At 42.2% G+C, this 14,378-nt stretch carries 16 protein-coding genes; 3 read left to right on the top strand and 13 right to left on the bottom strand.

Going from position 1 to position 14,378, the window contains the following annotated elements; translation table 11 throughout:
* Positions 1 to 5 precede the first annotated feature (5 nt).
* Entirely contained in the window at positions 6 to 1,766 is a 1,761-nt protein-coding gene (locus LEP1GSC192_RS18085; protein WP_232421110.1) for a hypothetical protein, read from the top strand.
* Here the strand turns inward: LEP1GSC192_RS18085 and LEP1GSC192_RS18080 are convergent.
* The 3 genes from LEP1GSC192_RS18080 to LEP1GSC192_RS18070 are packed head-to-tail and all read right to left on the bottom strand — an operon-like array spanning position 1,749 to position 4,581.
* Positions 1,749 to 2,852, bottom strand: a complete 1,104-nt coding sequence (locus LEP1GSC192_RS18080) for a response regulator (RefSeq protein ID WP_020771160.1) — start codon at positions 2,850 to 2,852, stop codon at positions 1,749 to 1,751. The two genes, LEP1GSC192_RS18085 and LEP1GSC192_RS18080, sit on opposite strands and share 18 nt — an antisense overlap.
* A complete protein-coding gene (locus LEP1GSC192_RS18075; RefSeq protein WP_020771377.1) occupies positions 2,853 to 3,668 on the bottom strand; it encodes a hypothetical protein in 816 nt (271 codons plus the stop codon).
* 4 nt (positions 3,669 to 3,672) lie between these two features.
* Positions 3,673 to 4,581, bottom strand: a complete 909-nt coding sequence (locus LEP1GSC192_RS18070) for a histone deacetylase (RefSeq protein ID WP_198289335.1) — start codon at positions 4,579 to 4,581, stop codon at positions 3,673 to 3,675.
* 101 nt (positions 4,582 to 4,682) lie between these two features.
* Between LEP1GSC192_RS18070 and pyk the strand changes: the two genes are divergently transcribed.
* Together pyk and LEP1GSC192_RS18060 are read left to right on the top strand one after the other, a co-directional pair.
* Positions 4,683 to 6,107: a pyruvate kinase gene (gene pyk / locus LEP1GSC192_RS18065; protein ID WP_020771213.1), complete on the top strand. Its 1,425-nt coding sequence runs from the start codon at positions 4,683 to 4,685 to the stop codon at positions 6,105 to 6,107.
* A 90-nt stretch (positions 6,108 to 6,197) separates the two neighbouring features.
* On the top strand, positions 6,198 to 6,599 hold the full coding sequence (locus LEP1GSC192_RS18060) for a hypothetical protein (RefSeq protein WP_020771465.1): 402 nt from the start codon (positions 6,198 to 6,200) through the stop codon (positions 6,597 to 6,599).
* Here LEP1GSC192_RS18060 and LEP1GSC192_RS18055 read toward each other — a convergent pair.
* The 10 genes from LEP1GSC192_RS18055 to LEP1GSC192_RS18010 form a co-directional block, all read right to left on the bottom strand.
* On the bottom strand, positions 6,596 to 7,465 hold the full coding sequence (locus LEP1GSC192_RS18055) for a mechanosensitive ion channel family protein (RefSeq protein ID WP_020771173.1): 870 nt from the start codon (positions 7,463 to 7,465) through the stop codon (positions 6,596 to 6,598). The genes LEP1GSC192_RS18060 and LEP1GSC192_RS18055 overlap by 4 nt on opposite strands.
* A gap of 255 nt (positions 7,466 to 7,720) precedes the next feature.
* Positions 7,721 to 8,815, bottom strand: a complete 1,095-nt coding sequence (gene aroB / locus LEP1GSC192_RS18050; protein ID WP_020771336.1) for a 3-dehydroquinate synthase — start codon at positions 8,813 to 8,815, stop codon at positions 7,721 to 7,723.
* The gene (locus LEP1GSC192_RS18045; RefSeq protein ID WP_020771136.1) at positions 8,812 to 9,273 is read right to left on the bottom strand and encodes an NUDIX domain-containing protein; all 462 of its coding nucleotides are present in this window, start codon (positions 9,271 to 9,273) and stop codon (positions 8,812 to 8,814) included. Before LEP1GSC192_RS18045 ends, aroB begins: the two co-directional genes overlap by 4 nt.
* Before the next feature lie 9 nt (positions 9,274 to 9,282).
* Entirely contained in the window at positions 9,283 to 10,011 is a 729-nt protein-coding gene (gene rnc, locus LEP1GSC192_RS18040; protein ID WP_020771440.1) for a ribonuclease III, read from the bottom strand.
* A gap of 65 nt (positions 10,012 to 10,076) precedes the next feature.
* Positions 10,077 to 10,310: an acyl carrier protein gene (gene acpP, locus LEP1GSC192_RS18035; RefSeq protein WP_008594933.1), complete on the bottom strand. Its 234-nt coding sequence runs from the start codon at positions 10,308 to 10,310 to the stop codon at positions 10,077 to 10,079.
* Positions 10,311 to 10,765: 455 nt separating this feature from the next.
* On the bottom strand, positions 10,766 to 11,530 hold the full coding sequence (fabG, locus tag LEP1GSC192_RS18030; protein WP_020771203.1) for a 3-oxoacyl-ACP reductase FabG: 765 nt from the start codon (positions 11,528 to 11,530) through the stop codon (positions 10,766 to 10,768).
* A gap of 191 nt (positions 11,531 to 11,721) precedes the next feature.
* The gene (gene plsX / locus LEP1GSC192_RS18025) at positions 11,722 to 12,726 is read right to left on the bottom strand and encodes a phosphate acyltransferase PlsX (RefSeq protein ID WP_020771335.1); all 1,005 of its coding nucleotides are present in this window, start codon (positions 12,724 to 12,726) and stop codon (positions 11,722 to 11,724) included.
* A gap of 5 nt (positions 12,727 to 12,731) precedes the next feature.
* On the bottom strand, positions 12,732 to 12,932 hold the full coding sequence (gene rpmF, locus LEP1GSC192_RS18020) for a 50S ribosomal protein L32 (RefSeq protein WP_008593555.1): 201 nt from the start codon (positions 12,930 to 12,932) through the stop codon (positions 12,732 to 12,734).
* 58 nt (positions 12,933 to 12,990) lie between these two features.
* Positions 12,991 to 13,620: an ATP phosphoribosyltransferase gene (gene hisG, locus LEP1GSC192_RS18015; RefSeq protein WP_020771095.1), complete on the bottom strand. Its 630-nt coding sequence runs from the start codon at positions 13,618 to 13,620 to the stop codon at positions 12,991 to 12,993.
* A complete protein-coding gene (locus LEP1GSC192_RS18010; RefSeq protein WP_020771416.1) occupies positions 13,620 to 14,357 on the bottom strand; it encodes a tetratricopeptide repeat protein in 738 nt (245 codons plus the stop codon). Before LEP1GSC192_RS18010 ends, hisG begins: the two co-directional genes overlap by 1 nt.
* Positions 14,358 to 14,378: the final 21 nt, after the last annotated feature.

Raw genomic sequence — 14,378 nt, 5'->3', positions numbered from 1 at the left:
CCTATTTGGATTTCATCTATGTGGATGCAAACACTGGACAATCCAGCGGGGGACATTCCGCACTTCGGTTTGAGGATACGGTTATCCATTTCCAATATTATCCCGACGAAATTTTTAGAGTAGTTCGCGAATCCTACGAGAGATTTTCCTATTCTTATAATACTTATTCCAATCGGACAAGTAAGATCGCGCGTGTAGGGATCTCGGAAAACGATCTGGATAAGATCCGGACCGGGTTTGAAAAATTAGCTCTTATACAATTCAAACATCTTAAAAATCTGGAATCCATTCGAGCGGATGTACAATTTCTAAAAGAACTCCAGTCACCGGAAAAAAATATAGGAATCAAAACGTTCGGATATTTTAAAAAAGAAGAAGGAACCAAAATTTCCTCCCTAAAGGAAAAGCTGAACTCCGCACTCGGCAAAGGTTGGCTAGGAAAGATACGGACCCAGATCAAAAAGGAATTAAACTCAGCTTTCACCGACGGAAAATTCAAATTATTCTCCGAGGCTCCTTCCGTCCAAAACGGAAATTATCCATTTTATAAAGAAGGGATTTCATCCTGGTTTTTACCCAGACTAGAAAAACTTTCCGTTTTAGAGATCCTAGATTTGAAATATTCTCTAGATCCCGAAGCGATCTTTCTCTCTTCTGGCAATTCCTTAAACGAAGAAGAAAGAATAAAAATTGTTTCATTACGAGACTCTCTAGAATTTTCTATCATCGAACTTATCAAAGAAGAAAACTCAAACTGGGGTCATAGTGTACTCGTTAATCTGGCAAGATATTTAGTCTTAGAAAAAAGTTTAGAGGACGGAAAACTTTATTTTTTAGTAACCTTCCCTGAATCAGTTTCCCAGATCACTCCCACTACTTGGTCCAAAGATAAAAGAGGAGTCCAAGCAAGTTCGGAGCTATTATTAGAAGCCTCTAAAACGTTCAGGGAAGAAAGACTAAAATCGGAAAGTTTAACGGAGGAAAACTATCTCACTTGGGAGGATCTGGAAAACAGGGATTGGGAATTAAGAACAGGGTTAAGCAGAGGAATTTCGATCCGAAATACGTTCGATAGACTTTCTCCGGATCTTTCCGGAAGTTTCGTGTTTTCCTTTCCAACTCCGGAATCGCAACTGATCTCCGAATACTTGCACCGTTCCGAAAAAGAAGAAGAAGCATATTATGAGAACTTGAAACGTTTTTATACTTTCAAACTCATCACCAAAAACTGCACCTCCGAGATCTTTGATTCCTTGGAATTTATCTTAAACGAAAAGGATTACGAAAAGGTTCTTGGAAAAAGAATAGATCCGCATTCTTCCCTTACTTTTATTCCATTTATCGCATACGATTCCATTACCGAAAAATGGAATGTAAAGGAAGAGACCTTGGAACTTTCTCATAGAAAAGCCGCCTTGGAAAAATTATACGGTTCGAATCCAAAATGGAAAACCTATCTAAAAGAATCCAATGTTTTCAGCTCCGAAATTTATCAACCGAACCTTGATGATCACATGTTCGTATTTTTTACGGATGATACTATCCTTCTAAGGCCTATTTATGGGATCGTAAACTTAGGCTGGGGGATCGGAAATTTTGCTTTGGGGATATTTACGAGCCCATTCGATAAAGGCAAAAGAGCAAAGGACGGACTACAGTCTGCATTCTTCTCCCTGCCTGAATTAGTATTTTTTAATATTCGAAAAGGAACGTTTCCTAACGCAAAACCGGATCGTTCCGAAAGAAAATTAGAGCCTCAAAAGTAGATAACTTGAATCGTCTCTGAATTCCCGAGTAGGTAAACTCACTTTACTAAAAGTGCGGATCGCCTCTTGGTATTCTTCTATACCTAGACCTTTTTTGCGCACTTCTTCCAATTCCTTGAATAAAGGACTAGATAAACTATTCAAAAGGCCGTCACTGTATAAGAACAAAACATCCCCGGTCTCATACGGGATCTCATGAGACTCGAATTCCAAGGCATCCATAATGCCGAGTAATTGTCCCGATTTTTCGTTCAGAAGTTTTTGTCCGGAGGCTTGATATAAAACAGGAAAAGGATGCCCCCCTCTCGCATAACGGATCGTCTTTTTTTCCAGATCGATCACCGCAACAGCAGCGGTCAAGCTATGAGTTCCAATCTCTTGGGCAAGTTCCAAGTTCATTCTTTTCAGAACATTCGAAGGGTCCTGGTTTTCTTTATAAGCTTCTCTCGCAATGCTTGTCATGAGAAGTCCTATCAGTCCTGAAGTCACCCCGTGATCCTCTATATCGCCGAGAAGGACCATTATTTTGTTATCAATCTTAGAAAGAACGTAAAAATCCCCGCTCACGAAAGAAGCGGGAGTATTATCGACAGCCACTTCCAAAGGAGAGATTACGGGAACGGAAAGTATCTTTTTTTGGATCTTAGAGGCAAGCCTTAGATCCCTAAGGATATTTTCGTCCCTCGCTTCCTTCTCCTTTAGTAAAGTATAATAATCCAATGCTCTTTGGGCCGCGATGCGCACGGTCTGAAGAGAGAACGGTTTTAAAAGAAAATCGGAAGCCTTATGAGTGAGAGATGTCACCACATTATTGATATCCCTTTCTCCCGTCATCATGATGACCTGAGTGGCAGGATTCAAATTTTTGAAATAAGGTAGGACGTCCAACCCGCTGGTTTTCGGCATATGGATGTCCAGGAAGACGATAGGGTTGGATTCTTTTTCGAAATATTCCTTACCTTTCTCCACTGAATCGAAAAAAGTGGAATTGTAGCCTAATTTGGAGAGAAGAATTTCCAGGGCTTCTCCTACGTCCCGATCATCGTCTATGATCAGAATTTCAGGCTTAATCGTAATTGATGTCATCTAATCGATCCTAGAAAATTCCCGGGTCACGGAAATTCTGGCAACGATAGAATCATACTGCTCGTCAAACAAGGATTTTTCGAGGTACGGATTGGTCGCAGACACCATTTCTCCGTAACTCCATGAGTATACTGCGGATGTTTGGCGATCTAAAATTTTTCCGGAATGGATTGCCGCAGAAAGGGATCTCAGATTTTCTTTTTTAAAACATCTGAGTAGTGCCCTGAACTCCCCTTCTTTTTCAGGAGATAAATATCTGAAATTTTTATGGAACAGGACCGCATCGTGAAAATATTCAGGAATATTAAAAGCGCCCGCCGCTCCGATCTTTCCGGAAAGTAATCGGATAAAAGAAGTGATCTCGTTCATGATATTCAGGCCCGGATATTCCTGGCCTTCGAAAAGTTTTTTCTTTTCTCCTAATTTTCCGAGCCTTACGTTTTGACTTAAGAGCCAATCGATATAGATCATCGGAAAAGATTCGTTTATCTTTTTAAAAAGAAAGTCGGAGAATTTTAAACGCATATGGACTAAAATTTCGTTCTCTTCCGTTTTGATATAGATACGATTATCAACTTCGGAGATCCCTTGGATCTCTAATTTAGTTTTTTGGAATCCTCTGAACTGCAACATCTCGAACATTCCGGATTGTTCCAAAAGTTCATGCACTTCCTTAGTGGAGAATCGATTAAATAAAGTATCTTCAATCCCTAAATGCGTTTTAAATTCTCTGTTAACGTCTATAAGACCTAATGCCTCAGGATCGATATAACTCTGCCCCGAGGTGGATTTATCTGAATTAGAAAATAGGCTCATGTAATCAAATTAAAGAGGCGAAAACCCTGATCGTATTAAAATGGATACGCACAGTATCGTGGAAATTTCTTGCATAACCGCCCGCAGGCATTATCACCACAGGAATATCCAAAGAATCCGCAAAAGTTTTTACCGTCTTATCCCTCGCCTTCAACCCATCAAAAGTAAGTTTTAGATCCCCAAGAGAATCGTCCTCGAAAGGATCCGCACCCGCAAAATAATAGATCAGATCCGGCTTGAAGTCGTTTCGGATCCTTTCTAAACCTTCGCTTAAACGAGAAAGATAAACTTTGTCACCGGTTCCGTTCTCCAAAGGTACATCCAGATTGGACTTCTCTTTTTTAGGATATAACTCTTCTTGGTGCATGGAAAAAGTCCAAACCGAAGGGTCTCCTTGGAAAATTCTAGCGTTCCCATTCCCTTGGTGAAGATCCAGATCTATAAATAAAACCTTTCGTTCCGGATATTTTTGCAGATAAAGTTTCGTCGCAATTGCAGCGTCGTTCAGATAGCAGAAACCTTCCGCCCTATCCGGCATGCTATGATGGAACCCACCGCCGATATGATACACGTATTTGTAATTTTCAGTCATCTCAGTCGCAAGAATGGTTCCTCCCACTCCAAGACAAAAACTTCTGACCATAGTTTGATTGAGCGGAAGTTCCGAATACATTGTCCGGTCCGTATATCTTAAATTCATAAAATCGGAAATGAATTCCGGAGTATGGACCAGGCTTAATTCTTCCTCTCCGACCGGAGCCGGTTGGAGCGCAGGCAAGGAAGAAAGTTTAGGATCTTCCTTGACTTGATTGTATATCATTGCGTATTTACGTGCGGGGAATACGTGGGGACCCAGGTCCATATTGTATTCCGGATGATAAACTAGAGCGAGCCGTTCTAACTGTTGGCGCAATTGGGTGTGCCTTTTTTTTCCCAAGCTTACCCTTCCGTTTCGCCCCGTAAAGAACGAAATAGCATTCTTAAATACGTCCAAATTTCCGGAGGTTCCCATTCATGTTTAGCCCTGAAAAAAAAACCAAAATGGTTTGCACTATCGGTCCTTCTTCCTCAGATGAAATTACTATCACTGCACTTCTCCGTGCCGGAATGGACATCGCGAGAATGAATTTCTCTCACGGAATTCACGAAGTTCACAAAAAAGTTTTCGAAACTTTGCGCAAATGTGAATCCGAATCCGGCGTTCCTCTTGGCATCATGGCCGATTTGCAGGGACCAAAAATCAGAACCGGAAAACTCCGGGTTCCCCAAATCGAATTAGAAAAGGGAAACAAGATCAGACTTTTACCCGACGCGGAATACTTAGGAGACTCCGAGGCGGTCGGCACTACCTACCCTGCCATGATAGAAGATCTTCGTTCGGGAGACAAACTATTAGTAGATGACGGTAAACTCGTACTAGAAGTCGAATCCAAATCAAGCAAAGAAGCCGTTTTAAAAGTTATAATAGGCGGAATTTTAAAAAGCAACAAAGGAATTAATTTGCCAGGAACCCCTATCTCCGCACCTGCACTTTCCGAAAAAGACCTGCTGGATCTAAAGTTTGCACTAAATTTAGGTGTGGATTACGTCGCATTAAGTTTTGTAAGACGAGCTTCCGACTTGGAACTTGCCAGAGAAATGATGAGAGGAACACAGACCGGGCTCATCGCCAAAATAGAGAGACCGGAAGCGATCCGTAATATAGACGAAATTTTAGAAGCGGCAGACGGGATCATGATCGCAAGAGGTGATCTCGGGGTAGAAGTGGAAACGGAAAGAGTTCCGGTTTTACAAAAAGAACTCATCTATAAAGCGAACCGTGCGGGAAAACCCGTAATCACCGCGACTCAAATGTTAGAATCCATGGTGGACAACCCACGCCCAACTAGGGCTGAGGCAAGCGATGTTGCAAACGCGGTAATGGACGGAACAGATGCAGTGATGTTATCAGGAGAATCCGCCAGCGGAAAATATCCCGTCGAATCCGCGGAGATGATGGCAAAGATCCTAAGGGAAACGGAAAACTTGGATCGTATTTACGAGATCCACTGGAATTTAAAAAAATCAGAATTAGAGATAGAAAGAGCGGCATTAGGCTCCGCTGCAAGAGAAATAGCACATAGTATCAATGCTAAAGCTATCGTTAATTTTACAAGAAGCGGTTATTCAGCGCTGATCACTTCGGAAATGAGACCGAAGGTCCCTATCCTTTCTTTTACTCCGTATTTAGCGACTGCAAGAAAGATGAAATTATATCGCGGGGTACAACCTTACGTTATGCCCTTTATGGAAACTTTTTTCGATATGATCCGCTATATGGAAACAAAACTTCCTGAAGACGGGATGTTGACTCCTGGAGATATAGTTGTAATTCTTTCCGGAGCTCCGGGAGGAGAAGCAAAGTCCGTGGATTTTTTGCAAATTTATAAAATACGATAATTCTCGGTAAAAATCGGAAAATGGATATATATCAATTCCAAAGATCGGTTTTTTTCTTTTTATCTTCAAAGCAGAGGATAAAAACCGATCATGATCAAATATATTCTAAGTTGGTTCCTTCTCCTTTTAGCCGCTTTGCTGAACGCTGCCATTCGTGAACTGGCTTATAAGGATTTTTTCGAAGAGCATCTCTCTCATCAGATCTCCGTTTTTACAGGGATCATACTTATTTCCATACCGGTACTATACGTTTCCAAAAAATGGCCGTTTAATAATAAGACACATGCCTTTAAAATAGGACTTGTCTGGTTTTTTATGACGGAACTTTTCGAATTTCTAATGTTCTTGCGGGGATCCGAAAATCCATATAAGGATTTCCTAAAAGTGCATAACATTTTTGCCGGAGAATTTTGGATCTTGATCCTGATCTGGGTATTGATCTCTCCCGTTTTACTTTACGGCCCCGTCCACAGATCGATCAAGGTAGATTAGATCATCGTAATACCGGCTTCCGCAAATTTTTTTAAAACTTCTCGGGAGATACTTGCCTTTTGATTCCTCACATCTTTGATGTGAGTCAGATAACGAAGAGAGAATAATACCCCTCCCTCTTCCACGTTTACGTACACGATGGGAGTGGTTTTCCCCAAACGGACCAAATAATTTTTGGAAAGCTCTCTTACGGAATAATCTACCTTACGTTGGTCAATTACGGATCTATTCTTAAGAATGCCGTTTAAAATTTTTTCCGCACTCTCCCAATCTGAGCCGTGAGGTATCTTAATCCTGAACTCGTCCCAAACAAACCCTAATTTTTCCTTCACCACATATACTTTATGAAGAATGATCGTATGGTTCGGAAGATGTACTAAACGATTCGTGGACTGTTCCGACTTAGGATCCTGACTCAACTCCATCAAAGTAAATCTGTTGATCCCTATATTTACCACGTCTCCTTTCACACCTTCGATCTCGATACGATCCCCTACTTCGAAACCGTTACTGCCGTGTATCAAAAGCCAGCCAACATAATTCAAAGTGATATCTTTTAAAGAGATAACGATACCCGCTCCGGCAAGCCCCATTACGGTGGGAAGATAAGACAAACCGGAAAAAATTACGGGAAGAAGGGACACTGCCCCCACAACAACAAATAAGATCCGGGTCACCCTTCTGCGATTGTATCTGACCGCATTATCGGCCGGAGGACTGATCCTATCGAAAGTCAATACGAAAGTTTTATAAACGATTACTAGGATCAGAATGAAATACACGACCAAAACGAGTTCTTCCGTTAAGGATCTTTCCTTCGCATTCAGAAGTGAGATCGGATTTAAGAGCCGAAGTATTTCTTCCATGATAAGAGAACCTACACTAGGTATTACTATGACGAAATCAAGGTGTTTTTGGAAGCAAAGACGCAGAGTTTGAAAGAGAGACTGAGTTATTCTCACACAGAGGCACAGAGCCCAAAGAGTTTCTTAAAAGATTTTCATATTAAACCATAAAGAACGCTAAACTTGGACACTTTCTAATTCGATAATTTCCTACCTCTGAGACTCCGCGTCTCTGTGTGCCAAAAATTTTTGCGCCTCTTCTAAACTCTACGTTTTCTAATCCATTTTTTTCTGCTTTCTGAAAGCGGAAGCGATCTCTTCCAACTCGACTGGAATATCCCAGATCGGATTGCCGGGAGATTGAAGAAGAACAAAACGAACCGAGTTGCCTACATTCTTCTTATCATGAAGAGTATGTTTCGCAACTTGTGCGGATTTACTTTTATCGTGATACGGAAGATCATACGCTTTTAATATTTTTTTTAGACCTTCTATCCAAGAAGGATCCAGACCTTGTTTTTCTGCGGATAAAATGGTCGCAGTCAAAAGCCCGATAGAAACCGCTTCTCCATGAGAATATCTTCTATAATTCGTGAGAGATTCTATTGCGTGAGCGGTAGTATGTCCTAGATTCAGGACTTTTCTCAAACCCGTTTCTCTTTCGTCCTGGGAAACTATATTAGCCTTATATAAAATAGAACCTACGATCAGATCCAAAAGTTCGGAAGAAGTATGGTCGTAAACGGATTTATCGTTTAAGCGGACTTTCTCCAGATATTCTCCTCCCGATAAAAGCGCGTGTTTTACGATCTCAGCCATTCCACATCTCCATTCTCTTTTGGGCAAAGTGGACAATGCGATCAAAGGTAAAAAAACGAACTCAGGTTGGTAGAAGGAGCCGATCATATTTTTCCCAAGATCGGCATTCACTGCTACTTTTCCGCCCACGGAAGAATCTACGGAAGCAAGTAAGGTTGTAGGAATTTGTGCAAAACGTATCCCTCTTTGGAACGTGGATGCGATAAATCCGGCAAAATCGCCTACAACTCCCCCGCCCAATGCAAGGATCAAACTTTTGCGGTCCGCTCCAAGCTCGATCAGTTTATTATAAACTTCTGCGGTACGAAGGATATGTTTATTTTTCTCACCGCCCTTGATATAAATTTCGTGGAATGGGATTCCGGGACAGGAAAGTTCCGATTCGTAAAACTTGGAAAACAGTCCGGCAAGTTTTCTTTCCGTAAGTATAAATATGGAAGAAATAGGATAAAATCTTTTGATCGTTTCTCCCAAACCTCTGAAGTCCGAATGGATCTGGACCTTATATTCTTTTGAAAATGCTCTGATCTGTACTTCCCGGATAGGATTCATTTATCGTATACCCATTGGCTTCGTATAAAGGGAGCCGGTTTATATTTTCCCGAACTAAGAAAATCCTTAATATCCGGTCTTATATCCATTTCTAAAACCGCTTTCAAAGGAAAATAGCCGAATCCTGTGATCGCTTTCTCTTTCAGGTTCACAGTAGGGTCCTGTTTTTTGACGGTTGCTAAGAATACCAACTGTAGAAGGTGACGATTTCCCTTCGGATCTATAGACTCGTTTAAAAATAGAAAATTGGCGCTGGTGATATCGAGAGAAAGTTCTTCTTTCAGTTCCCTTCTTAATGCGTCTTCTGCGCTTTCCCCGAATTCGATCCCGCCTCCCGGTAATAACCAATAATAGGCATCCTTCTTTTTTTGCTGCAAAAGAAGGATCTCCCCCTTTCGATTTCGGATCAATGCGGCCACTCTGACCCTCAAACCTTTCTTTTTAAAAAAGAATTCCATTAGATTTCTTTAAACCTTGATCTTTAGGGCCTTCAATAATTGTTTCGCTGCATCTTGTTCGGCGAACTTTTTGTTCTTTCCCTTACCTTCCGCAGAATGTTTGTCCCGGATAGATACACTAACGTAAAAGGTCTTTTCGTGATCCGGCCCGGTCTCTTTTATTAATCTGTAAGACGGTAAAAGTCTGAATTTTTTTTGGCAGATTTCCTGGAGGATGGATTTATAATCCGTAGCCTCTTTTACCTTATCGGAATTTTTAATGTATTCTATTAGATGTTCTAGTATAAACTTCTCCGCCGCTTCCATTCCTTGGTCTAAATAAATCGCACCGACCAAGGACTCGAATAGATTGGCTCCCAGTTTTTTTTGTGCGCCTCCCTGGCCCTCTCCTTTTCCGAGTAGTACGTAAGAAGTTAGTCCCAACTTTTCACTGAGACCGTTTAACATCGCGGTGGAGACCAAGGTTGCTTTTTTTCTGGATAGCTCGCCTTCACTTGCGGAAGGATTTGTTCGATACAAATATTTTGCGACAACCAGACCTAGAACCGAATCGCCTAAGAACTCTAATCTTTCGTTGTCTTCTTTATATTCGGGATTTTCGTTCCTAAAAGAACTATGTATGAATGCAATTTCTAAGTAAGAAGGTTTATTAAATTTTAAACCTAGTTCGGACGCAAGTAAGGAAGGATCCTTAGGATCGGATTCGGTTTTATTTTGAATGTATTTTTTTTTTATCAAAGGATTTTGATAAAAGGAAGGAAAGACTTCCGAGTTCCCGTAAAAGAACCCGGAGGTCCAGTCAATTAGGACTTTAGAGTGTCGATGAACTTAATTACGTCTCCGACGGTTTGGATCTTTTCAGCATCCTCATCGGAAATTTCAACGCCAAACTCTTCTTCAAGAGCCATAACGAGTTCAACTGTGTCAAGAGAGTCTGCACCGAGGTCATCAATGAAGTGTGCTTCAGGAGTCACTTCGGACTCGTCCACTCCAAGTTGCTCAACGATAATAGACTTAATCTTTTCGAAATCTGCCATTTGTTTCCTCCGTACCACCGGAGTGGTATGTAAGTTTTAGTTAGGTTTAGAATCGGGGATGAATTCATCCACCGATTTTTAAACATTTTTTTCTCAAATGTTTTGGCAAGCGTTAACGGATTGGAAACGGGAAAAAAACAGAATAATATCCAAGTCTCTTTTTCATTTTTTTTCAAAGAAGATGTTCTATTGCTCACGAATTCGATCGACTCAAACTATCGAAAATTCCGATCCAGTCCCTTCCCCATATTCAAATAATCGAAAAGTCACATTTCTAATATTCGATGCGAAAACCGATCTCGTTCATCCATTCGAACGCCGTTCGGGTTTATAATTTTATGCAATATGATGAGAACCTTTCTAAGAAAGGTTTTGTTTGTTCTGCAAAAAAACAAAAGCCCGGAAAATTCCGGGCTCTCTGCCTGATTGATTCGGATTTGGATCCGAATAACTGATTAGGCTTGGACTCCTGGAAGGAATCCCCCACCGTTCACTTCGATCAATTGTCCTGTAATGAAGGAGGAAAGATCGGAAGCTAAGAACGCGATAGTATTCGCGATATCATCCGGTTGTCCTGCTCTCTTCAAAGGGATCGCAGCTACCATTGCGGTGCGGATCTTTTCAGGGATCGCGTCGGTCATCTCCGTAGCGATAAATCCCGGAGCAATCGCATTACAACGGATCTTACGACCTGCCATTTCCAGCGCGACAGCTTTGGTCAAACCGATTACCCCCGCTTTCGACGCGGAGTAGTTGGTTTGTCCGATATTTCCGTTCACCCCTGCGATGGAAGAAAGGTTGATGATGGATCCGCCGTTCGGATTTTTTGCCATAAATTTTACGGCAGCTTGGGTGCAGTTGAAAGTTCCGGTCAGGTTCACTGCGATTACAGCGTCCCATTGTTCCTGTTTCATTCTGAGCATAAGAGTATCTTTAGTGATACCTGCGTTGTTCACTAGGATGTCAATTGAACCGAAATTATCCACTACAGCTTGGATACCAGCTTGTGCGGATTCCGCGTTTGCTACGTTTACAGCGACTCCGATCGCTTTAACACCTGTAACTTTTGCGATCTCTTCCGCAGTAGCTTTACTTGCCTCTTCATTTAAGTCGGCGATAACAACATTTGCGCCTGCTTGCGCCAGTTTAAGAGCGGTTGCTTTACCGATTCCGCGGGCAGCCCCGGTTATAATGGCGTTTTTGCCTTTCAAATCGATCATTGGTTTTTTCCTTACCAGATTCTGCGGTTAGCGTATTTTTCGGGCCTGGGGGGTCAAGTGATTCTGGGCGTAGCGTTCACCTTGGAAGTTTAGGAAAGTTCGCACAGAGACCACGAAGTTCACGGAGATAAGAGCCCACAAAACCTTCTGTGTTCTCAATGCCCTCCGTGCGAAATAATCTTGTTATTGGATTAAAACTTAGCCTTCTCTATATCTTCTTTGATACGCTGGTTTACATCCCTTTCAGCACATTCTACCACCACTCGGATGGCATTTCGGACGGCATGTGCATTGGAAGAACCGTGACCTATCAAACAAGTCCCATCCACTCCGAGAAGAAGCGCTCCACCGTATTCGGCGTAATCCAATCTTTTTTTGATCGCTGTGAATGTAGGTTTGAGAAGAAGGGCCCCCGTTTGGGCAAGGCTTGACTGAGCGATACTTTCTCTTAAGACGCTGAATATGGATTTGGAAAGACCTTCGGTTGCTTTCAGTACGATATTGCCGACAAAGCCGTCGCAGACCACAACGTCCACGTCCCTTCCTCCACCATAAAGATCTCGTCCTTCTACATTTCCAACGAAATCGATCGGTAGTTTTTTGATAAATTCGAAAGCCTTTAAGGTGACCGAGTTTCCCTTCTTATCTTCTTCTCCGTTGGATAAGATCCCGACCTTAGGTCTGTGAATATTAAATATGAGTCTAGAGTAGATCTCTCCCATAATTGCGAACTGGGCCAAATACTCGGGCTTACAATCCACATTTGCACCTGCATCTAAAAGTAGTGTAGGAGCTCCTTTTTCTCTTGGGATCGGAGCGGCAATCGGAGGCCTAAGTACTCCTGGGATTCTACCGAGATACAATAGTGCGGCCGCCATAGTAGCGCCCGTATTCCCAGGAGAAAACATTCCAACGCAAGTTTTGTCCGCAACGAGCTGAGCTGCCTGCACAACGGAAGAATCTTCCATTGCACGCACCGCAATGGATGGAGAATCATTCATGCCTATAATCTCACTGGCATGGACAATCCTGATCTTGTTTGTATCGTATTCGTATTTGAGGAGGATCTCGCTGATATCTTCTTCTTTACCGACGAGTATGACGTTTCTGCCGTCTTGATTTACCGCGCTAACGGCCCCTTCTACGATCCTGTCAGGACCGTAGTCGCCGCTCATTGCATCGACGGCGACCCACATATTGATTAGTTCTCTTCGCTAGTCTTCCTGACTTTCGGTTCTACCACTACACGGTCTTTATAAAAACCGCAAACAGGGCAGATTCTATGAGGAGGTCTGAAGGAATTACAGTTCGGGCAAGGGACTAGATTCGGTTTCCCGATCGCATGATGGGCCCGTTTCATCCTCACTTTTGATTTAGATTTTCGTCTCTTAGGAACTGCCATTGTTTTTCTCTATAGATATAAGGTCGATTTACGACTATGTTTTTTTTAAAGGCGGAATTCACAACCGTTTTTCGGTTAAAGCAAAAGAATCCAGGAATTCACCGGTTTCGGCTCGTTTGGTATATAAAGCGGAACGGTTAAATACCAATCTTGCCGTGGATTCCATGATGACTTCGATCTCTTCCAAATTATTGGCCCTGAGGGTCCCGCCTGTGGACACCAAATCTACGATACAATCGGATAAACCCACCAAAGGAGCGAGCTCAATACTTCCGTACAGTTTGATAACTTCGCAGTTGATCCCCTTTTTCAGGAAGAAGTCCTTGGCAATATTCGGATATTTTGTCGCGACCCGGACCTTTCTTTCGCCAGAACTGAGGTTCCAACCTTTCGGTCCCGCAACGGAAAGTCTACATTTTCCGATTCCCAAATCCAAAGGAAGAAGAAGGTCGTAACCCCCTTCCAATAATACGTCCCATCCCACGATACCGGCATCCGCAGAATTCTGCTCCACGTAAGTCGCAACATCCTGGGAACGGACCAGTAAAATACGGACCTTTCCTTTTGTGTCGTTAAATATAAGTTCTTTGGAATCGGGATCGGGACGACCGGAGAGCCATCCCCGTTCGAGCATGAGCTCGATACTCTCTTCGGCAAGCCGTCCTTTCGGAAGGGCCAAAGTGAGCATCAGTTTCCCTGGCTGCTTTTTAGTAGAAGATATGTAGCGAGTTCTCTGACGGCTTTATATTCTTCGGAAGGAGAAGGGATATCTTGTTCTAAAACTTTTTTTAATAGATCGACCGCTTCTTCTTTTTTGCCGTTTTGAAGTTTCAAGCGACCCGCTTGGTATAGACTCCAAGCGTAAAATCCCGCTACATTCTTACGATTGCTTAAAAGGGATACGGAAACTCCGTAATCGGACTCAGCTTCCGCGAGTTGGTTTGCACTTTCTCTGTAATTCCCTGCGATAAAAAAATAGTAAGCCTTCACTTCTGGAAGTTCGTCGATTTTTTTACCCGCAAATTCTAACTTCTCTGCCGCTTTTTGATATTCACCGTTTTTAGCATAAAGATCTCCCAAAGTTTTGGAAAGTCTGATATCTAAAGAAGGGGAACTATAGGTAGAAGCAATAGTTTCGTATTTTTTAATTTTATCCGTGATTTCCGTCATTGGGGAAAGAGAAAGTTCCTTCTCCAATTTTTCGATGGCAAGAGTTCCTTTGCGGAATTGTTCCGCTCTATATTCATTCCAGCTAACGACAGTTAGTACGGTTACGAATAAAACGCCGATTCCGAATAAAACCTGCTTTTTATTCTCTCCAATTTTGGAGAATAAAATTGCAAAAAATCTTTCTGCGCCGGTAAGACCCGGGTACGGATCGATATCCGTAATAGATGCACCGGTTTTAGGTTCGAATCGTTTCATCGAAAACTCCGAGAGTCGTCC

This window comes from Leptospira sp. B5-022, from assembly GCF_000347035.1.
In the GTDB taxonomy this organism is placed as follows: domain Bacteria; phylum Spirochaetota; class Leptospiria; order Leptospirales; family Leptospiraceae; genus Leptospira_B; species Leptospira_B cinconiae.
The sequence above is the reverse complement of the archived record's forward strand: the minus strand, read 5'-3'. Positions and strand labels throughout refer to the sequence as shown.